Source organism: Dactylosporangium thailandense (assembly GCF_059739745.1).
Map to the genome: position 1 here is coordinate 6605621 of NZ_AP029195.1, position 19946 is coordinate 6625566.

General features: G+C 72.4%; 16 protein-coding genes. 6 read left to right on the forward strand and 10 right to left on the reverse strand.

Going from position 1 to position 19946, the window contains the following annotated elements:
- The first annotated feature begins 126 nt into the window (after window positions 1-126).
- Entirely contained in the window at window positions 127-1929 is a 1803-nt protein-coding gene (locus tag AC6JBM_RS29065; RefSeq protein ID WP_497977226.1) for an outer membrane protein assembly factor BamB family protein, read from the forward strand.
- A gap of 5 nt (window positions 1930-1934) precedes the next feature.
- On the opposite strand, the gene AC6JBM_RS29070 is transcribed toward AC6JBM_RS29065, so the two are convergent.
- The 4 genes from AC6JBM_RS29070 to AC6JBM_RS29085 all read right to left on the reverse strand — a co-directional run bounded on the left by AC6JBM_RS29070 (window position 1935) and on the right by AC6JBM_RS29085 (window position 6516).
- Window positions 1935-3845 carry a DNA recombination protein RecN gene (locus tag AC6JBM_RS29070; protein WP_497977227.1) on the reverse strand — a complete coding sequence of 637 codons (1911 nt, stop codon included), beginning with the start codon at window positions 3843-3845 and terminating at the stop codon, window positions 1935-1937.
- Window positions 3842-4327, reverse strand: coding sequence for a hypothetical protein (locus AC6JBM_RS29075; protein WP_350609778.1), 486 nt, complete (start codon window positions 4325-4327; stop codon window positions 3842-3844). Before AC6JBM_RS29075 ends, AC6JBM_RS29070 begins: the two co-directional genes overlap by 4 nt.
- A gap of 13 nt (window positions 4328-4340) precedes the next feature.
- A complete protein-coding gene (locus AC6JBM_RS29080) occupies window positions 4341-5309 on the reverse strand; it encodes a hypothetical protein (protein WP_497977228.1) in 969 nt (322 codons plus the stop codon).
- A 106-nt stretch (window positions 5310-5415) separates the two neighbouring features.
- On the reverse strand, window positions 5416-6516 hold the full coding sequence (locus tag AC6JBM_RS29085; RefSeq protein ID WP_497977229.1) for an endonuclease/exonuclease/phosphatase family protein: 1101 nt from the start codon (window positions 6514-6516) through the stop codon (window positions 5416-5418).
- A gap of 143 nt (window positions 6517-6659) precedes the next feature.
- On the opposite strand from AC6JBM_RS29085, the gene AC6JBM_RS29090 reads away from it, so the two are divergent.
- The gene (locus AC6JBM_RS29090; RefSeq protein WP_497977230.1) at window positions 6660-6812 is read left to right on the forward strand and encodes a hypothetical protein; all 153 of its coding nucleotides are present in this window, start codon (window positions 6660-6662) and stop codon (window positions 6810-6812) included.
- Between the two features lie 16 nt (window positions 6813-6828).
- On the opposite strand, the gene AC6JBM_RS29095 is transcribed toward AC6JBM_RS29090, so the two are convergent.
- Window positions 6829-9237: a hypothetical protein gene (locus AC6JBM_RS29095; protein WP_497977231.1), complete on the reverse strand. Its 2409-nt coding sequence runs from the start codon at window positions 9235-9237 to the stop codon at window positions 6829-6831.
- A 154-nt stretch (window positions 9238-9391) separates the two neighbouring features.
- Here AC6JBM_RS29095 and AC6JBM_RS29100 point away from each other — a divergent pair, with 154 nt between their 5' ends.
- Window positions 9392-10714 carry a helix-turn-helix transcriptional regulator gene (locus AC6JBM_RS29100; RefSeq protein ID WP_497977232.1) on the forward strand — a complete coding sequence of 441 codons (1323 nt, stop codon included), beginning with the start codon at window positions 9392-9394 and terminating at the stop codon, window positions 10712-10714.
- Between the two features lie 256 nt (window positions 10715-10970).
- Here the strand turns inward: AC6JBM_RS29100 and AC6JBM_RS29105 are convergent, their stop codons facing one another.
- From AC6JBM_RS29105 to AC6JBM_RS29125, 5 genes are all read right to left on the reverse strand, one after another.
- Window positions 10971-12314, reverse strand: a complete 1344-nt coding sequence (locus AC6JBM_RS29105) for a condensation domain-containing protein (protein WP_497977233.1) — start codon at window positions 12312-12314, stop codon at window positions 10971-10973.
- Between the two features lie 438 nt (window positions 12315-12752).
- Entirely contained in the window at window positions 12753-13511 is a 759-nt protein-coding gene (locus AC6JBM_RS29110) for an ABC transporter permease (protein ID WP_497977234.1), read from the reverse strand.
- Window positions 13508-14260, reverse strand: coding sequence for an ABC transporter permease (locus tag AC6JBM_RS29115; protein WP_497977235.1), 753 nt, complete (start codon window positions 14258-14260; stop codon window positions 13508-13510). Before AC6JBM_RS29115 ends, AC6JBM_RS29110 begins: the two co-directional genes overlap by 4 nt.
- A complete protein-coding gene (locus AC6JBM_RS29120) occupies window positions 14257-15171 on the reverse strand; it encodes an ABC transporter ATP-binding protein (protein WP_497977236.1) in 915 nt (304 codons plus the stop codon). Before AC6JBM_RS29120 ends, AC6JBM_RS29115 begins: the two co-directional genes overlap by 4 nt.
- A gap of 266 nt (window positions 15172-15437) precedes the next feature.
- Complete coding sequence (locus AC6JBM_RS29125; protein WP_497977237.1) at window positions 15438-16880, reverse strand: MFS transporter; 1443 nt, start codon at window positions 16878-16880, stop codon at window positions 15438-15440.
- 35 nt (window positions 16881-16915) lie between these two features.
- On the opposite strand from AC6JBM_RS29125, the gene AC6JBM_RS29130 reads away from it, so the two are divergent.
- The 3 genes from AC6JBM_RS29130 to AC6JBM_RS29140 all read left to right on the forward strand — a co-directional run bounded on the left by AC6JBM_RS29130 (window position 16916) and on the right by AC6JBM_RS29140 (window position 19889).
- Complete coding sequence (locus AC6JBM_RS29130; protein WP_497977238.1) at window positions 16916-17485, forward strand: alpha/beta hydrolase fold domain-containing protein; 570 nt, start codon at window positions 16916-16918, stop codon at window positions 17483-17485.
- 119 nt (window positions 17486-17604) lie between these two features.
- Entirely contained in the window at window positions 17605-19104 is a 1500-nt protein-coding gene (locus AC6JBM_RS29135) for an SPFH domain-containing protein (protein WP_497977239.1), read from the forward strand.
- On the forward strand, window positions 19089-19889 hold the full coding sequence (locus AC6JBM_RS29140; RefSeq protein ID WP_497977240.1) for a hypothetical protein: 801 nt from the start codon (window positions 19089-19091) through the stop codon (window positions 19887-19889). The genes AC6JBM_RS29135 and AC6JBM_RS29140 overlap by 16 nt, the downstream gene beginning before the upstream one ends.
- Window positions 19890-19946 lie beyond the last annotated feature (57 nt).

The window sequence follows — 19946 nt, forward strand, 5'->3', positions numbered from 1 at the left end:
TAACGGTGCTAAATCAGGATATGTCGGGAAAGTACCGCGAGCGGTGAACGCGTCGCGTCGCTACCCCTGTCCGGAAATATCCGCATTTAGCGTCTTTGAGACGCATGTCGAAGAGCGGGGGATGTCGTGAGGCCGTATGCCGCGGCGGGTTTGCTGGTCGTGCCGGCGGCGGTGCTGACCGCCAGCGTCGCCGCCCATCCCGAGCCGCCCGTCTCCCCCTCGTTCGAGACCGCGACGACGAGCGGCGCCGGCCTACGGGCGGGCGATCTGGTGCGCGGCGCCACGTTCGCGACGACCGCCCGCGACCTGGTGGGCTACGACCCGACCGCCGACATTATCGTGACGCAGGCGGGCGCGGGCACGGAGCTGACCGGCATCGACGCCCACACCGGCACGGTCCAGTGGCGCCGCCGGCTCGACACGTCCGGCGAGTACGGCACGGTGCTGTGGTCCCAGAACGACCTCGGCGCGGGTTCGGTGCTGGTCAACACGTACCACCGGGACACGAAGAAGGCCGAGCTGACGGCCCTGTCCACCCGGACGGGCACGGTCCGCTGGCGCATGCCCCTGACCGCCCGCACCGAGGCCATGGCCGCCGGCCCGGCCCTCCTGGTCGGCGAGCCGGCCGAGCACGCGTCGCCGATGCAGTGGGCCGACCCCCGCGACGCACCGAGGACCGGCAAGTCCGCGAAATCCGCGACGCCCGCTGCGTCGCGGAGAGGCGCGATCCCGGAGGCAACGTGGGGCCCGCACGCCGCGAAGTCCGCGGCCGCGACGCCGAAGCCGAAGGCCTCCAAGTCCGCGGCGAAGACGCCGGAGCCGAGCGGCGCGGCCCACAACATGCACGTCAACGCCCAGCCGACCCCCGGCGACCAGAAGACCGGTGACGAGGGCCGCTCCCGCATCGGCCACACCGACGAGGACGCCGCCACGGTCGCGACCCGCTCCGCGCCCGGTGCGGGCACGATCAACGCGGTGGCGGCCGGCGACGGCGGCCGGCTGTGGAGCGCCGAGCTGCCCGAGGGATGCGACCTGCGCGCCACGGCGGGCGACGGCCGCACGACCGCGCTGCGGCTGGCCTGCACCGAGGACGACCGGCTCGAGGACCGCCTCGAGATCCGCGACGCGCGCACGGGGGCGCTGCGCTCGCGGACCACGATCGACCCGGACGCCGACGACGGTGGGCTGGGCCTGCTGGTCCGTGACGGCGCGACGCTGGTGCGCGGCGAACGGACCTTCCAGCTCTTCGGCCCGGACGGCAAGCGGCTCGTCCAGCGCGACGGCGACGGCTGCGCCGACTTCTGCGACCTGGCCGTCGAGGGCGACGTGGCGATCGTCGCGCAGTCCGGCGGCAGCACCGACCGCACCGACGGCGCGCTCGAGGCGTTCGCGCTGGCCGACGGCCACGAACGCTGGCGCGCGGAGCGGACCGCGCGGGCGCTCGTACGCGAGGGCGGCCGGCTCTACGCGGTCGGCCCGGCCCCGCAGCCGGCCCCGTTCACGGCGGTGTCGGGCGTCGGCGAGCACGGCGTCTCCGCGCCCTACGCGACCATGCTCCCCGCCGACGCCGTACCCCAGCGCGGCTCGGCGGTGCTCGTCTCGGACGGGGAGCGCCTGGCGTGGTACCGCATCCGCCCCGTCGAGCAGCCCCCCGGCCACCTCGGCGGCGCCGCCGACCGGCCCGACCCGTGCGCCGTGCTCCCCGCCGCCGAGGTCGCCAAGCGCCTGGGCAAGCGGCAGGCGAGCGCCCATCGCGACGACGACACCACGTGCACGTACACGACCGTGAAGGGCCACGACACGCTGCGGGTGCAGGTGCTCTGGGCGGGCGTGGACGAGGCCTCGGCGATCCAGCGGTACGACGTGATCAGACACGACGACGTCGAGCGCGTCGGCACCGTGATCGTCGCGACCCGCAAGGGCGCCTGACCGGCTCAGAAGTCGTCGTCGATCAGACCGTACGGCGGCTGGTCGGGCCGGCGGGAGTAGCGCACGATCACGTCGGCGGCCGCCGTCGGGGGCGGGGTGTTGTCCGCCACCACGATCTGGGCGCCCACGCCCCGGCCCGCCAGCCAGGCCTCCAGGTGGCTGTAGATCCGCTCGATGGTCCGGCCGTCCTCCAGGTCGCCCAGCGCGCCGAGGTTCTTCTGCGGGCTGTCCAGCAGCAGGAACCCGGGGTGCGACGAGCGGGTCTCCCACGCAGTCTCGAACATGGCCAGCTGCCAGGCGAGGGTGATCAGCACCCGGCCCCCCGAGGACGCGGCCGTGTAGGGCTCGCCGCGCACGTACGGCGTCAGGTCCTCGGCGAGGTAGGCGTCGGCCAGTTTCGGGTAGCGGAACTCGGCGAGGATCGCCCGGTAGCGCTCGCTCACGCGGCGCACCACGGCCGAGCGGTCCGCCCGCCGGGCCTGGGTGCCGGCCGCGCCCAGCTCGTCGCGGTCCGCCTCCAGCTGGTCCATCATCTGCAGGATGCCGTTGGCCCGCCGCTCCAGGCTCAGCACCAGCCGCAGGCCGTCGGCCGCGCGCTGCCGCACGGCGGCCGCCTCCTCGCGGCGGTGGGCGATCGCGTCGCGCTCGGCCAGGAACGGGGTCACCGCGTGCCACGTCGCCGCGTCCACCTCGGCCGCGGCCCGCGACTCGGCGTCCTGGGCGCGCGACGCGGCCGCGCGCAGCACGGGGATCTCCCGCTCCAGGTCCTCGATGTGCCGGGTCAGCTCGGCGAGGCGGGTCTTGGCCGAGCGCAGCTCGCCCGAGACGTCGACGGGGCCGACCGGGAAGCGGCAGGCGGGGCAGCGCTCGTCGGACGCGACCAGCGCGGCGCCGCAGGAGGCGCACGCCCCCGCGCCGGTCTCGAAGAGGCGGTCGGCCTCGGCGAGCATCGTCCACTTCGACACGTCGTCGGCGTACGTGCCGCGCAGCGGGATCATCCGCTGCAGCTGGGTCTCGCGGTCGCGCAGCTCGTCGGCGGCGGCCAGCGCGGCCCGGGCGGCGTCGCGGTGGCGTTCGCGCAGGTCGGCGGCGAAGGCGGTCGCGGCCCGCGCCCGGGCGTCCAAGGCGGCCAGCGACTGGGCGCACGCGGTCAGCTCGTCCTTGGCCGACTGTTCCAGGGCCTCCAGGTCGAGGCGGGAGCCGACGTGCTGGTCCTCGACGAGCTGCTCGGCGGCCCGGTAGGCGGTGCGGGCCGCGGCCAGCTCGGCCTCGACGGCGCGGATGCGCCGGCCGATCTCGACGGTGTGGTCGTCGTGCACGTCGAAGACCACGTCGACGACCTGGCGGAGCTTGAGGTGCTTGATCGGCACGCTCTCGAAGAGCAGGTCCTTGCCGTCGAGGCGCTCGTTGGGCAGGAAGCACAGCCACATCAGGTCGCGGAAGCTCAGTGGGTCATGGGGCTCGGCCGCGGTGTCGAGGGAGAGGTGGACGCCCTGGAGCTTGCAGTGCGAGAGCAGCAGGCTCGACAGGCTGCCGGGGTGGCCGGCGGGGCGCAGGGTGTGGCGCACGCGCGGGGCGGCACCGGGCTCGTCGAGGCGGCCGGCGCGCACGTAGGCGAACATCGAGGGCTCGCCGACGGCGCGCTCGATGAGGTACGGCGAGCCGGAGAGCTCGACCTCCAGCGTCGCGGACTTGACCTTCGGCGTGATCTCCGGGTGGCGGGGATGGTCGTTGGCGCCGAGGCAGTAGTCGACGAACTCGAGGATCGTGGTCTTGCCGGTGCTGAACGCGCCGGCGAGGACCGACAGCGGCCGCGGGGTGTCGTCGGAGGCGCGGAAGTCGACGTCGTAGTCGCGGTCGTCGCCGTGCAGGCGCAGTCGCCTGATCCGGATGCCCTGGGTGCGCAAGCCGATCATGGCACGTCCTTGACTGGGACGGGGAGGAGCCACTGTCGCAGGTTCTCTCGAAGCTTACGACCGCTCAGGCGCCGCAGGCGACGGATGACGATGCGTACCGCTGTGATGTATGACTGAGCATACATCGCCGTGAATCGCCGGGCCATGGTCGCTCCCTCTTCCGTGAGGCGGTAGGTGACCCGCCCGGCGGCCGTCACCGCGACGAGCCCCTGCGCGACGAGCGCGGCGAGGTCCTTGCCGAGGCTGAGCTGCGCGGTGACGTACCGCTGGGCGGGGCTGGCGTAGGCGACCGTGCGGTCGTCGAACCCGGCCAGGCGCAGCGCGGTGCGGTCCGGGTCGTCCTCGGCGCGCGCGAGCAGCAGCGGCTGCCCGGCGAGGAACTCGTAGGCGCCGAGCCGCTCGGCGTCGACCGGCTCCCCGGCCGCGAGCAGCACCAGCAGCAGCCGCGCCCGGCGGAACACCGCGAACTCGTCAGGATTCACAGCAGCTCCCGATTCACAGCAGCTCCCGCCAGTGCCGGACCCAGCCCGCCCGCCGCTGCTCGACCACCCGGTGCATGAGCCCGCACCGGTGGACGGCGGTGAGCGACAGGGGAAACCCGCCGGTCGAGCGGATCTCGCGCATCACCGAGGCGTGCAGGCCCGGCAGCGTCGCATCGCGCGGCCACCGCACGACGAAATAGTTGAACTGGCCTTCCCAGATGCCGTGCACCAGACCGTCGGCCTCGTCCAGCGCGTCGAGCTCGGCGGGCACCCGCTTGTCAAGGATCTCCCGGGCGAGCAGGTCGGCGTTGAAGTACTCCCGCTTGGCCGCGCCGACCTCGGTGTGCCCGGCGGCCCGCAGCTGCCGCACGAACAGCGCGCCGTCCAGCGCCGAGTCGTGCTCGGGATCCAGATCATGCAGCGGTACCCGCGGCGCCTGCACCGGCCCCGAAGGCGCGGCGTAGGGATCGTAGAAGTGGCGGCGCACGTGCGCGCAGTCGGGCTTGACGAGCAGGTTGCGCAGCACGTTCTCGTGCCACAGCTCGATCTGCACCCCGGTCTCGCGCTGCCGCCGCGCCCGCCAGTTGTCCCACCACTGGGCGGTGGGCGCGTCCATGCTCGCGGGCACGCACAGCACCCACTGCGCGAGCCGGTAGCCGTTGCGCGCCGCCGCGGCGACCGCCGAGTCGAAGGACTCCCGGATCTGGCCCTGGTGCGAGCGGGTCACGATCGGCCAGAAGTACTTCGACTGCCAGATCACCACCAGCCCGGACAGCTCGCCGAGGAGGATGTCGATGCCCCAGTCGCCGGGGTTGGCGCTGATCGCCCGCGCGCCCGGGTGGATCGCGGCGAGCAGCATGGCGAGCATCTGCTCGAAGTCGTCACGGGCACCGGCGAGGTTGCCGGCCCGCAGCTGGTGGGCGGCGAAGTTGATCGGGGGCTCGCCGGAGGCAAGGCTCGTCGACGCCGCAGTAGCCGTCATCTCCCCTCCGCATCCGACCCCCGAATGGCGTGCTGCTCCGATCCCAAGATTGTCACGCGCAGCAATGTCTCCGCTACCTTGGGCAGAGATTTCACCGAATGTGTCATCACAATTTGTCGAGGTCGATATCGGCGTAGATGGCCGCGTGGTCGGAGCCGGCGTGCACCGCCTTCGTCATGGTGTCGTAGATGGGCCACAGCACGCCGTTGCGCCCGCCCCACACGCCCTTGCGCAGGATGCCGCCGCCGGTCGTCGCCGCCCACAGCGCCGGGGACAGCAGCACGTAGTCGAGCTTGTTCCGCGCGGTGCAGGAGCCGTAGGTGCCGGGCCGGCCGTTGTCGTCGAACGCCGGATGCGCGGACACGTCGCGCAGGTCGGTGTCGTGCAGCAGCGGCGCGAGGGGCTCGCTGTCCGGGGTGTCGTTGAGGTCCCCGACGACGGCCACGAACGGGGTGGCCTGGGCGCGGTAGATCGCGGCGACGCGGGCGGCCTGGCGCCGGCGGGTCGCGTCGGAGGCGAGCTTCCCGCCGTAGCCCTTGCTCTTGAGGTGGTTGACGAGCACGACCAGGGGCTCGGCGCGGCCGGGGAGCACGACGTGGTACTCGGGGCAGTCCCGGCTGAACACCCGGCCCCGCTCGTCGGCGTCGTCGACGTGGGTGCGCTGCCCGGCGAGCGGGAACCCGGCGGTGGACATGATGCCGACTTCGATGCCGCGCTCGTCGTTGCCGTCCATGACCTGGATGTGGCGGTACAACCCGCGCAGCCCGCCCTCGGTGAAGCGCTTGAGCGCGTGGCGGCTCTCGGCCTCGATCACGCCGAGGACGTCGGCGCGCAGGTCGAGGATGACCCGGGCGGTGTTGAGCAGCGCCTGCTCGTCGCAGCGGTCGGTGGTCAGCTCGACCCAGCCGATCCAGTCGGCGCGGCCGCCGGCGACGACCTCGACCCGGCCGTCGCGGGCCCGGCGCAGCAGCCGGCCCCGGTTCTGCCGCAGCCGCGCGAACTTCGCCAGATCGCCGCCCCGCAGCCCCAGCTTCGTGAGCTCGCGCAGGATCTCGCGCTTGATCTCGTCGGTGTAGACGGGCTCCTCGAGCAGCTCGCCGGCGCGCGCGAACGCCTCCAGCACCGGCCGCCCGTCCGCCCAGGTCCGCTGGTCCAGCGCCTTGGCCCGGTTGAACAGGTTCTCGACGTTGTAGCTCGCGATGCGCATCGTCCACGAGAGTATGGGTTGATCGTCATCTGCGGATGACACCGTCCCCCGGATGGTCGCCGAGTTCATCCTGGTGTTCGTCGTCCTTCCCGTGGCGTTCGCCTTCGTGAAGGTCCCCGGCGGCCCGATCCCGGGCCCTGCTCGTGCTCACCGTGGTGGTGGCGTCCTCCTTCCCGCCGGGCCCCGCGACTTCGACCGGGGCGCGGCTCGACGGCATCGTCGTTCATGACATTGATCGGCTCACGCGGGACAACCGTCACCTCGAGGACGCGATTGAGGTGGTGGAGCATTGGTGATGCGCCGCTGCGGAGCCTATGCTTGCCGGCTGTTGGTCAGGTGCAGCCGCATCCAGGCGCGGTTCGGCACGATGCCACCGCCGTCGAGATCGAACGCCGCTTCTTGCCAGCCGTCCTCGGGGATGATGAATCTCGCGGCCCGTTCGATCAGGATGCCGTCGTTCCCGACGACGTCGCTGTCCTTGAGGTAGGCGACGACGGCCACCTCGACGCCGAAGTCCGGGCGCCAGGCGAGGTTGACGACGACCTCACCGCTCGCGTCGCCGGCCGGTGCGGAGCTGCTGATGGCCACTCGACGCGTCCAGCCGGTCTGGTCGGCGGGGTTGCCCGGGTCGCCGGCGGGGCCGATGGGTACGGCCAGATCCGACTTGTCGTGTTGCCAGTTGTCGTGCCCGATCAGGACCCGGTCGACGACGTCGATCTCGCAGTGGACGAGGATGCTGCGCAGGGCGGCCGGCGGCGGGGCGAGGACGATGTCGAGCGTGGCCGGTTTGCCGGGCCGGATCTCCACGTCGACCGGTTTGTTGTCGTCGATGTTCCACACGTAGCCGGTGACGGGGTCGGTGAAGAACGCGGCGACGAGGTAGATGCCTTCGGGGAGTCCGTCCATCTGCGTGGCGTGGCCGGTCGCGTCGGTGGCGAAGGTGTGGCAGGCGAACCGGACCGTCGCGCCGGGTACCGGCTGTAGGCCCGTCCCGTTGTCGCGCCGGACCTGGATCGTGACGCCACCGTACGATTCGCTCGCCGCCCAGATCGCGTCGTATTCGTGGACCAGCCGGGCCGCGCGGATGGCGGCGGGCACGTTGCTGCCGTACAGCCCCTGGATCGTGCCGTCCGGGCCGATGCCGGCGGGTGCCGACCAGAACCAGGCGGTGTCGTCCGGGCCGACCGCCCGTCCGGTTCCCGGCGCCGACCAGGCGGTGGACGTGGTCCCGGACAGGCCGCAGTCGTCGTTGGCCAGCGCGTTGCACAGCTGGTTCGCCACGGCCTTGGCGATGTCGTTGCCCGTCGCGGCGATCTCGGCGGCCAGCGCGGGTGGCAGCCCGAACGCGACGAGCAGCGCGGTCGTCTCGGCCCCGGCGAAGATCGCCGCGAGCAGTCCGACCGGGATGGCGGCGTAGCCGAGCGCGGTGAGCAGGCCGGGTTCCTGCCGGGCCACCTCGGCTCGGACGTAGTCGGTCAGGTAGGTGTTCAGCCAGGCGGCGGCCCTGGCGCGCTGGGCGGCGTCGAACACCACCAGGCCGTCGAACGTGGCCGGGTCGACCACGTGACCGGACGTGGTGCCGGTCAGGTGGCGCTGGCACTGTTTCTCGGCGGACTTCCCGGTGTCGAGGACGATCTTGTAGGACTGACCCCAGTCCTGCGCGGTGACGCCGCGGACCACGCCGCTGCTGACCAGGGACACCGCGTACCAGGGGAACGACGAACAGACCAGCGGCACTGAGGCGTCGGCCGGTTGCCGGTTCGGGCGGCACGGATCGGCGACGGCGTTGAAGTTCTGGTTCAGCCACGTGCCGGTCTGCGGGTCCTGGAAGGCCACGGTCAGGCCCGGACCGGATTTCGCCGGGTTGAGCGCGATGGACGCGTCGGTGTACCCGTAGAAGCGGTAGTGGCCGTTGGTACGGCGAGCCGCCTCGGCGACCGCGATGAGCACCCGCCGCACGGCGGCGGTCTCCTGGCACGGGCGCACCACCAGCGGCCGCCGCAGATCGGTGACGCCACCCGGCCCCCATGTCGGCGCGAACTCGATCGCTTCGATGTCGTACGACGCGTTGAACTCGTCCCGGTATGCCACCCGGCCACCGGATGGGGTCGCCTCCCGCCACGCGTCGGTGACCCGTTGGGTCAGCGTCCCGGGCCAGCCGTACCGCACGACGTTCTCGTCGAACCCGTGCGTGGGAGCGGGCGTGCCCAGGACGTCACCGACCGGGTGCTTCGCCATCCGCTCCTTGCTGAACGTGCAGTGCCGGATCGAGAAGCCGGCGTCGAGGAAGATCCCCATGTGGTCGTACGCCTGCGGGACCGTCAGCTGGGCCAGCAGCCCGCCGATGGTGCCGTCCCCGTTGCCCGGCGACAGGTAGAGGTCCCCGGGCAACGCGTTGGCGACGTAGGCCTCGCGCTGGACCAACGTGCGGTGCACGTTCGGCAGCCGGGCCGGCAGTTGGGCCGTCACATGCGGATCGGGTGGGCAGACGCCCAGTGCCCGCTGCTCGTCGGCGCACGCGAACGGGCTGCATGGTTTGTTCAGGATCGTCCGGCCGTTCGTCACCGCGGTCGCGGCCGCCGGACTGTCGAAGCCGGCCACCGCGCCGGCCAGGGCGCCCGCCGCCGCCACCCCCGCGGCCTCGCCGGCCAGCCGCAGTATCCGCCGCCGGGACACCGGCGCACCGGCCTCGGCCGATCCTTGCGCCGTCGACTCGTCCATCTCCGAGCTCCTTCACACTGGTTCTTGCACACCGCTCTTCGGCACTCAGGATGGACGTCACCAGGCCCGGCACGCCTCCGTGCAGGCACTGAATCCGCGCCTTGACCACCCCCCTGTGATCGGTCAGTATCGATCGGTGACGACGGAGGCGGTGGTGGGCCGACTCGCACCGGATTCGGCGGCCGGCCGCGCTCACCGGGCCGCACTGGCGCTGAGCGCGGCCGGGGCGGTGCTCGGGATGGTCGTGCTGGCGTGCAAGTCGCGCTCTCCGTCCTACAGCGCGGGTCAGCTGGTTGTCGACGCGACGGCCGGGTACCTGTTCCTGACCGCCGGGGTCGTCGCCTCCCTGCGCCGCCCGGCCAATCGGGTCGGGCTGTTGATGATCCTGGTCGGCGTCGGCTACATCGCCGAGGACCTCCGCTTCGTCCCGCAGCCTGCCATCGCGGCCGTCGGGGTCGCGCTCGCCCTGGCGTCCAACCCGATCGCGGCCCACCTGCTGCTGGCCTTTCCGAGCGGCCGGCTCCCCGGCCCGGTCGAACGGCGCCTGGTCACGAGCGGATATCTGCTCTGCTTCGGCCTCCACCCGCTCGGCGTGCTGCTCGGCCGGCCCGAGCTGCTGCCCGCCGCCGCCCAGCCGCAGTTGCTGACGCTGCATGCCCGCGTCGTCAACCTGCTCGGCACGGCCCTCATCATCGGCGTCGTGCTGACGCTCGGCCGCCGGTGGATCAGCGCTACCCGGCCCATGCGCGGCATTCTCACACCGGTCTTCGCCGCCGCGGCGCTCGCCGGCACCGCCGACGCGCTCACCGCCGCCTTCGACGGGCTGCTGCCCCTGCACGCCGCCTGCCTCGTCGCCTACCAGGCCACCCTCAGCCTGATACCGCTGGCGTTCCTCGCCGGTGTGCTGCACGCCCACCTCGGCCGGACCGCCCTTGCGACCCTCCTCGTGGAACTGCAGCGGCCGATCCCGGTCCCCCGGCTCCGCGACCTGCTCAGCCGCACGCTCGGCGACCCGTCGCTGACCATCGCCTACCGGTACGAGGCGACACCGGCCCTGGTGGCGGCGGACGGTTCACCGCTGGCACCGCCCCCGCCCGGTACCCCCGTAGCCACTACCGAAATCGACCGCAGCCCCAGGCGGGCCACCGTCCTCGTCCACGACGCGGCGCTGCGCGACGATCCAACGCTGCTCGCCGCGGTGTGTTCGGCCGCGCGGCTCGCCCTGGCCGACCCCGCACCCGCACCGCACCGGCCGGCCCGCCCGGTGAGCGGACTCAGCGAACGGGAGCACCAGATCCTGGCCCTCATGGCCGAGGGCCACAGCAACCAGGCCATCGCCCGTCAGCTGTTCCTCGGCCACCGCACCGTCGAGTCCCACATCCGCACCATTTTCCAACGCCTGGGGCTGCCGCCAGAACCGGACCAGCACCGCCGGGTACTGGCCGTCCTCACCTACCTGGCCGCCGGACCTCGATGACGGGCCGGGTCCACCTGTCCACGGCCGCGCTTAGCCTGCATCCGCCGATCGACCTGGGTTGCGGTTCTCCGGACCACCGGACCTGCCCCTCACCGGGATCGCCGACCTGATCCGCGTCTCCCGCAGCAAGACGTCCTTGTGGTCTTCCCTGAGCCACACGATCGCGTCGGCGGACATCGACACGCCTTACCAATCGACCTGGCCGGTGACCCGGACGCGTCGACGGGTCACCCGGCGGTGGCCGGCGCAAGCCCGGCTACGCCGGGTGCCCCGCCAGGTCGCCGGTCAGCGCGGCGGTCACGACCAGGGACTCGATCTCGCGCAGGCCGGACTCCAGCATCGCCGGGGAGACGGCCGTGGTGTCGACCCGCCAGGTCAGCTCGATGCCCTCCCCGGCCGCGTCGACGTGCAGGAACGAGGTGGCGTCGAACTCGTCGGAGCGGGGGCCCCAGCGCAGCCGCGAGGCCGGCAGCGCGGCGCTGATCTCGTGCGGGGACGGCGGCGGCCCGTCGGCGCCGCCCTGGGCGGCCGAGCGGCGGCGGTCGTTGAAGTAGCAGAGGGTGTCCAGCTCCTCGCCGCGCTCCCGGCCGACCCGCTCGACCAGCGCCCAGAGGTCCTTCGGGTGGTAGTAGGCGTGCATGCCGGCGGCCAGCTGGGCGCTCCAGGCGCGGGCGACGACCTCGTCGAAGGTGGCACCCTCGGTGTCGATGACGGCCAGGCCGGCCTGGGCGAGGTTGCTCACCGAGGCGGCGAAGCCGGGGCGGAAGCGGTTGCTGACCACGATCCGGAACGCACCGACGGGCTGGCCGGAGAGGCCGGCGAGCATCACCGCGTAGGCGGCGAGCAGCACGGTGCCGGAGTGGACCTTCGCGCGCCCGGCGACGGCGGCCAGGGCCAGGGCGGTCGCCGGGGTGGTCAAGGTCGCCTCCTGCCAGCGCTCGCCGGCCGGCTCCAGGCGGTCGGGGAAGCGGCGGGGGGCGATGGCGCGCAGGTGCCGCTCCCAGTACCGCAGCGACCCCTCGTGCGCCCGCCGGGCCGCCCGCCCCCGCTGGGCGCGGGCCAGGTCCAGGGGCTGGATGCCCTCCACCGGGCCGAGCGCGGCGCCGGTGGCCGGGTCGAGGTTGGCCAGGTCGGCGACGAGGGCCTCGAAGCCGTACCCGTCGATGACCATGTGGCAGTAGAGCGCGACGAGGTGCAGGGCCCGCTCGCCGTCGGCTACGACCGCCATCCGCACCGGCCAGTCGGCCATCGGGTCCCACGGGGCCTTCTCGTAGCGCTCCCGGATGTCCTCGGGCGAGTCGCCGGCGGCGTAGACCTCGAGCGTGATCTCGCCGGCCGGGGCGAGGCACTGCCGCGGCGGGCCGTCGCCGTCCGGGACCAGCCGGGTGCGCAGCGACTGGTGCCGGCCCATGATGAAGCCCAGCATCGTCGCGATGTACCCCACCGTGGTCCCCTCGGCGAGCGCCATCGTACCGCCCGCCCATTCCGTGGCCTCGACGACCTGCATCGAGCGCCAGGCCGCGAACTGCCCCCAGGTCAGCTCCTCGGTCCCCTCTCCGTCGCCCTTGAATGGCACCGTGATGCGATCGGTCAGCGACATGCGGGGTCCTTTTCGAAGTGCCGGGGGAGGGTGTGCGCCGGCGGCGTTCGGACGAGCCGCCGGCGCATCATCGAGGTGACCTCTGCTCGCTCAGAGCGTGCGCACGGACTTCATAGCGGCCTCCTTCCCGGGATACGGGTGGGTCGTCAGGCGAACACTATCGATGTCCGGACCCGGCGCAATACTCAAGTCCTTTGAAAGGAGTCAATCGATGAGAATGTCCGAAGTATTTATGGTGACCCATTGGTAGCAAAGGGTCTGGGTTAGGGTCCGAACGAGGGGGCGGGCCGGTTGAGCATGCCCGCCCCGCCGGTTCGGGAGACATTTCGTACTGGTCCGTTTTGCCATGAGTCGCCGGCCGGCTGGCGACCGGCGCACCCGTGCCGACCAGACCCCGGCCCGGAAACCGGATGATTCAGCGGTCTCCTAAGCAGGCACCTAGGCCAGTAGTGCGCGGCGCAGGCGGGGCAGGGCGATCGCCAGCGACAGGGCGCCGAAGGCGAGCAGGTAGACCAGCGACGGCAGCAGCGCGGGCCCGACGTGGCCGAGGGCGGGCTCGCGCAGGAGCTGGATCGCGTGGTACAGCGGCAGCACCTCCACGAACCACTGGACCGGCCGCGGATAGACCGTCACGGGGAAGAACGTGGTCGCGAACAGGAACATCGGCAGCATCACGAGCTGGATCAGCTGGAAGTCCCCGGGCCCGCGCAGGAAGGTGGCCACGGCCAGCCCCGCGGCCGCGAACGCGAAGCCGACGACCGCGGCCCCGGGCACGGCGAGAAGGACCCAGGGCGAGCGGGCGAAGCCGAGCACGGCCACGACCGCGAGGAACCCGCCGCTGGCGACGGCGCCGCGCAGCAGGGCCCAGGCCGTCTCGCCCAGGGCGATGTCGCGCACCGTCAGCGGGGTCGTGACCATCGTGTCGTAGGTGCGCTCGTGGCGGAGCTTGAAGTACAGGCCGAACGCCGTCTCGTTCAGGGCGCCGTTCATGGCCGCGGTGGCCAGCAGGGCGGGCGCGACGAACTGGGCGTAGCTGATGCCCGGGCCGACGCCGGGGACCGCGCCCACGAGCGCGCCGACGCCGACGCCGATCGACAGCAGGTACAGCAGCGGCTCCAGCACCTCGGCGGCGAGCATCGCCCAGGTGTGCCGGTAGATCATGAGGTTGCGCTCGACGAGCAGCAGGGCACGGGTCATGCGAACAACCGCCGGCGGTAGGTGTGGCGGGCCAGCAGCAGGCCCGCGACGGTGAGCGCGCCGAGGTACGCGGCGTGCAGGACGGGCCGCTCGCCGCGGCACAGCTCGGTGCCGTGCCACAGCGGCGTGCAGTAGACGACGTAGCGCAGCGCCGCCGGGATCTGCTCGACCGGGAAGAACACCCCGGAGAACATGTACATCGGCATGATCACGAAGCGGAACAGGGTCGACATCGGCTGCCCGGTCTCCAGCGTCGCGACCCAGGCCGCGCACGGCGTGGCGAACGCCAGCCCGGTCAGCAGCGCGGCCGGGGTCAGCCAGAGCAGCGCCGGGGTCCGCAGCGCCGGGAAGCACAGCAGCACGGCGACGAAGCACAGCGCCGAGGTGGCGATCCGGAAGGCGATGTAGAGCAGGTGCCCGGCGAGCACGTCGGACGGGCCGAGGGGCCCGGCGACGGCGCTGCGGTAGCTGCCGCCCGGGCGCACGGCCAGGAACACCGGGCGGGTCGCCTCGATGACGGCCGTCTGCATGGTGGCCGCGGCGAGCAGGCCGGGGGCGAAGAAGGCGAGGAACGCGACGCCGTGCAGGGTGTCGGGGGCGGTGTTGCGGTCCACGAGCCGGCCCAGGCCCGCGCCCATGGCGAGCAGGAACAGCAGCGGGTTGAGGACCGACACGACAATCGTGGATCGCCAGGTGCTGCGGTAGCGCAGCATCCAGTACGAGAACTCGCGCAGCGCCAGGACGCTCACTCGACCAGCGACCTTCCGGTGAGGCGCAGGAACACGTCCTCGAGCGTGGCCCGGCGCACCAGGGCCGCGATCGGCTCGGTCTCGAGCCGGGCCAGCACCGCCTCGCCGTCCTCGGTGTAGAGCAGCACCCGGTCCGGCAGTTCCTCGACCCGCTCGACGCGCTCGTCCTTCGGCACTTGCGCGCCGGGCGGCAGGCGCAGCTCGAGGACCTCGCGGGTCACGTACCGCTCGATGAGCGCCCGCGGCGAGCCCTCGGCCGCGATCGTGCCCTTGTCCATGACCACGAGCCGGTCGCAGAGCTGCTCGGCCTCGTCCATGTAGTGCGTGGTGAGGATCAGCGTGACGCCGTCCTGCTTGAGCCGGAAGAGCCGGTCCCAGAGCACGTGCCGGGCCTGCGGGTCCAGGCCCGTGGTGGGCTCGTCGAGCAGCAGGATCTCGGGATCGTTCACGAGCGACCGGGCGATGGTCAGGCGCCGGCGCATGCCGCCGGACAGCGCGGCCACCTTGGCGCCCGCCTTGTCGGTCAACTGCGCGAAGTCCAGCAGCTGTACCGCCCTGTCGCGGGCCTGCCGCCGCGACAGCCCGAAGTAGCGCCCATAGATGAGCAGGTTCTCCTCGACCGTCAGCTCGCCGTCGAGGGCGTCGTCCTGGGGCACGACCCCGATGCGCGCCCGGATCGCGGAGCCGTCGCGGACCGGGTCGCGGCCGAGGACGGTGAGCCGCCCGCCGGTCGGCGGCGAGACGCACGCGATCATCCGCATCGTGGTCGACTTCCCGGCGCCGTTGGGCCCGAGGAACCCGAACGCCTCGCCCCGCTCGATGGCGAACGAGACCCCGTCGACGGCGCGCACACCGCCCGGGCCGTGCACCTTCTGCAGCCCTGCGGCCTCGACGAGCACCTCGGTCCCCATGCCCAGCCCCCGTCATCCGATTACGTGAGGCCGGAAAACTAACACGATTCTCTGCAAAAATCCGACCGCTTTTCGCCGACCGCAACTTCCCCGCCCGGCCACGGCAACTCCCACCCCGACCACCGCCCGCCTAACGCCCAGGTGCCGCACCTCCCAAACGAACGCGCGACGCTCACTCCGGGCGCCACAGCACCTCAACCCGCCGCCGCACACCCAGCTCCCGGATGCCGCAACTCTTGACCGAACGCCGCGCCCGCCTGGCCGCGTCACTCCAGCCGCCGCGACGAAAAGTCCGACACTTCGTGATCGGACTTTTCGGACATTTCACGATTTTTCGTCATCCCGCGAACCGGCAGTGCCGACAAGATCGCGACCAGATAGCCCACCGCCCCCGCCACCAGCGCGAAGCGCACCCCGGCGCCGGCCAGCAGCGCACCCAGCACCGCGATCCCCAGCGCACTGCCCACCTGCCGAGCGGCGTTGAACAGCCCGGTGGCGAGCCCGGCCCGCCCGCCCGGCGCCGCCTCGACGACCGCCGAGGTCGCCGCCACCATGCTCATCGAGATCCCGAAGCCCCCGAGCACAAGCGCCGGAATCAGCACCGCATACGGCACCCGCCCGATGAGCACCGCCAGCCCGGCCAGCCCGGCCGCCCCCGCCGGCAGCCCGATGAGCATCGAGCGCCGCGGCCCCCGCCCGCGCGTGACGCGCCCGCCGAACCAGGTACCGGCCAGGGTCGCGGCGGTGATCGGCACGATCGCGAACCCGGTCGCGAGCGCGCCGTACCGTGCCTGCTCCTGAAACCACAGCCCGATCACGAACACGGCGCCGTAGTAGGCGAGGTTGATGAGCAGCCCCACGCCCAGCGACCCGGCGAACGCGGGCTCGGCAAGCAGCGCGCGGTCCAGCAGGGGCCGGCGCCCGCGGCGCTCGACGAGCACCAGCGCCGCCGCGGCCACGGCGAACACCGCGAGCAGCGCGAGCGGCAGGGGCGCGCCGAGCCCGGAGCGGCCGGCCTCCACCACCGCCGCCGTCAGCGCGAGCAGGGCCACGGCCCCGCAGAGCTGCCCACCGAGGTCCAGCGGCGGGCGACTATATGCTGATAAGTCCGAAAAATCCGGCAAGCGAAGCGCCGGATTTTTCGTGACCGAACGATCCCCCGGCACGTAGCGGCGTACAAGCAAAACTGCCACCACGGTCACCGGCACGTTGACCCAGAAGATCGAGCGCCAGCCCAGCCCCGCGGTCAGCACCCCGCCCGCCAGCGGGCCCGCCGCGCCCGCGAAGCCGCCGATCAGGGCCCAGCCCGCGACCGCCCTCGCCCGGTGGTCCCGATCCGTGTACGTGCTCTGCACCAGGGCCAGCGACGCGGGGACCATCAGGGCCGCCGCCACGCCCTGCACCGCGCGGGCGGTCAGCAGCAGCGGGAGCGTCGGGGCCGCCGCGCAGGCCACCGAGGCCGCGCCGAACAGGACCAGGCCCGCCAGGAACACGCGGCGGGAGCCCACCCGGTCGCCCAGCCAGCCGCCGGTGAGCAGCAGGCCAGCGAAGGCGACCGTGTAGCCGTCGACCACCCACTGCAGGCCGGCCACGGAGGCGTGCAGGTCGCGGCCCAGCGCGGGAAGTGCGACGTTCACGATCATCATGTCGACGATGACCATGAACCAGCCGAGACACAGAGCGGCCAGGGGGCGGCGGTCGTAGGGCATGTCCTCCCGCTACCCGCGCGCGGTATACCTACTCGGTGACGATCTTCGCCGACGAGGCCGCGGAGCGGTTCGTGCTCGGGCTGCGCGCGCCGGGGCCGGAGCCGTCCGTCGCGCGGATGCGGGAGGGCGCCGCCCAGCGGGCCCGCGAGCGGCCGCCCGGGCCCTCGGTGGCCGTCGAGGACCGCGTGGCCGGGCACGTGCCGGTGCGCGTCTACCGGCAGGAGGGCCGGACCCGGATCGTGTACCTGCACGGCGGCGGCTTCGTGCTCGGCGACCTCGACACCCATGACCTGGTGTGCCGGCGCCTCGCCGCCGCGACGGGCGCCACCGTCGTGGCCGTGGGCTACCGGCGCGCGCCCGAGCACCCCTACCCGGCCGCGGTCGAGGACGCGCTCACGGTGCTCGGCTGGGCGGCCGAGTCCGGGCCGGTCGCGGTGGCCGGGCTCGACCTGCTGCGGGACGGGGCGGTCGCCTACGCGCGGCGGCTGCGGGGCGCCGGGGTCCCCGCCACCCTGCGCGTCGAGGCCGGACTCGTGCACAACCACCCGATGTACGCACATTTGGGCGCCGGCGGCGGAGCGGGCATATGCCCGGTTCCTGACTGACGCGGCGGCGATTCTACGCTGAAATAGCCGGAGCGGCTTCCCGACAGCAACGCCCGAATCCCAAGGAACGGTTGCTAGGGTCTGCGACGCTCGATGATCCGAACGCTAGGGGGACCGACGTGGGACTGTGGGACAAGGTCAAGGGCGAGTTCATCGATATCATCGAGTGGCTCGACGACAGCCGGGACACGATCGTCTGGCGGTTCCCGCGCTACCAGAACGAGATCAAGATGGGCGCCAAGCTCGTCGTCCGCGAGTCGCAGGTGGCGGTCTTCGTCAACGAGGGCCAGGTCGCCGACGTGTTCGTCCCCGGCACCTACACGCTGCAGACGCAGAACATGCCGATCCTGTCCACCCTCAAGGGCTGGAAGTACGGGTTCGACTCGCCGTGGAAGGCCGAGGTCTACTACGTCAACACCCGGCAGTTCACCGACTTCAAGTGGGGCACGCAGAACCCCATCATGATGCGCGACGCCGAGTTCGGCATGGTGCGCATCCGGGCGTTCGGCGCCTACTCGCTGCGCGTGGTGCACCCGGAGAACCTGCTCAAGCAGCTCGTCGGTACCGACCCCCAGTTCCGCACCGAAGAGGTCTCGGAGTTCCTGCGCCAGCTCATCGTCGGCCACCTCGGCCCGTCCCTGGCCGCCGCGCAGGTGCCGGTGCTCGACCTCGTCTCGCAGCAGCTGCTCATCGGCCAGAAGCTCGCCGGGGTGCTGACCCAGGAGCTGGCCGAGTACGGCATCCAGATCCCCAAGTTCATCATCGAGAACATCTCCCTGCCGCCGGAGGTCGAGGAGGCGCTGGACAAGCGCACCTCGATGGGCGTGCTGGGCAACCTGGACCAGTACTCGAAGTTCCAGGCCGCCAACGCCATGGAGGCCGCCGCGAACAACCAGGGCGGCGCCGGCGAGGGCTTCGGGCTCGGCCTCGGCATGGCGGCCGCCCAGCAGGTGGCCCAGTCGCTGAACCGGCCCACCCAGCCGCAGCAGCCCGGCTACCCGCAGCAGCCGCAGCAGGGCTACCCGCAGCAGCCGGGCTATCCCCAGCAGCAGCCCGGCTACGCCCCGCAGGCCGCGCCGCAGTCGGCGCCGCCGGCCGGTCCCCCGCCGCTGCCGCAGCAGGCCACCTGGTTCGCCGCGATCAACGGCGCCCAGGCCGGCCCGTTCGACCCGAACGCGCTGGCCCAGCAGGTGCAGGCCGGGGCGATCAGCCGGTCCACGCTGCTGTGGAAGAACGGCATGGCCGCCTGGACCCCCGCCGAGCAGATCCCGGAGCTGGCGGGCATCTTCAACTCCGTCCCCCCCGCCGCTCCCCCCGATGGGCTGACCAGGACATGTCTCAGAGCCAGTACCCGTGCGCCGGCTGCGGCGCCAACGTCGAGTTCGCACCGGGCACCAACGTGCTCAAGTGCCCGTACTGCGGCCACGAGACAGTGCTGCAGACCACCGGCGCGCGGGTTCGCGAGCACGACTACCTCTCCTTCACCAGCCTGCCCCGCAAGCCGATCGCGACGCTGGCCAAGCACGTGTTCGTGTGCCGCAACTGCGGCGCGCAGACCGAGAGCGACTCGATCTCGGACCGCTGCCGGTTCTGCAACGCGCCGGTGGTGGCCCAGCTGAGCCCGCAGGACCTGGTGGTGCCCGAGGCCGTGGTGCCCTTCGGGGTCGACAAGCGGGCGCTGCGCGAGGCGCTGGGCAAGTGGGCGTCGTCGCGCTGGTTCGCGCCGTCGGGCCTGAAGAAGGTGTCCGAGGCCGAGACGGCCAAGAGCACGTACCTGCCGCACTGGACGTACGACTCCCGCACGATCACGGACTACCAGGGCCAGCGGGGCGAGCACTACTACGTCACCGAGACCTACACCGAGAACGGTGAGACGAAGACCCGGCAGGTGCAGAAGACGCGCTGGTACCACGCCAGCGGCCGGGTCTTCCGGGACTTCGACGACGTGCTGGTGACCGGCACGACCAAGGTGAGCCAGAAGCACCTGGAAGCGCTGGAGCCGTGGCCGCTGCCGGACGCGCAGCCGTACCGGCCCGAGTACCTCGCCGGGCACGAGACCCTGCGCTACGACGTCGAGCCGGAGCAGGGCCTCGAGAACGCCAAGGGCAAGATGCGCCCGATCCTGGAGCAGGACTGCCGCGAGGACATCGGCGGCGACGAGCAGCGCGTCGAGCAGATGCACACGCAGTACAACGACGTCACCTTCAAGCTCATGCTGCTGCCGGTCTGGATCGCGTGCTACCTGTACGGCGGCAAGACCTACAACATCCAGGTCAACGGCGTGACGGGCGAGATCGCGGGCGAGCGGCCGTACAGCGCGGGCAAGATCGCCCTCGCCATCATCGGCGCGCTCGCGGTGATCGCGATCATCATCGCCATCTCGGTGCTGGGCAAGCACAAGTAGGAGCATTCGCAGGGGGGCGCGGCCGGCAAACGCGGGCCGCGCCTTTCGCGTGCATGG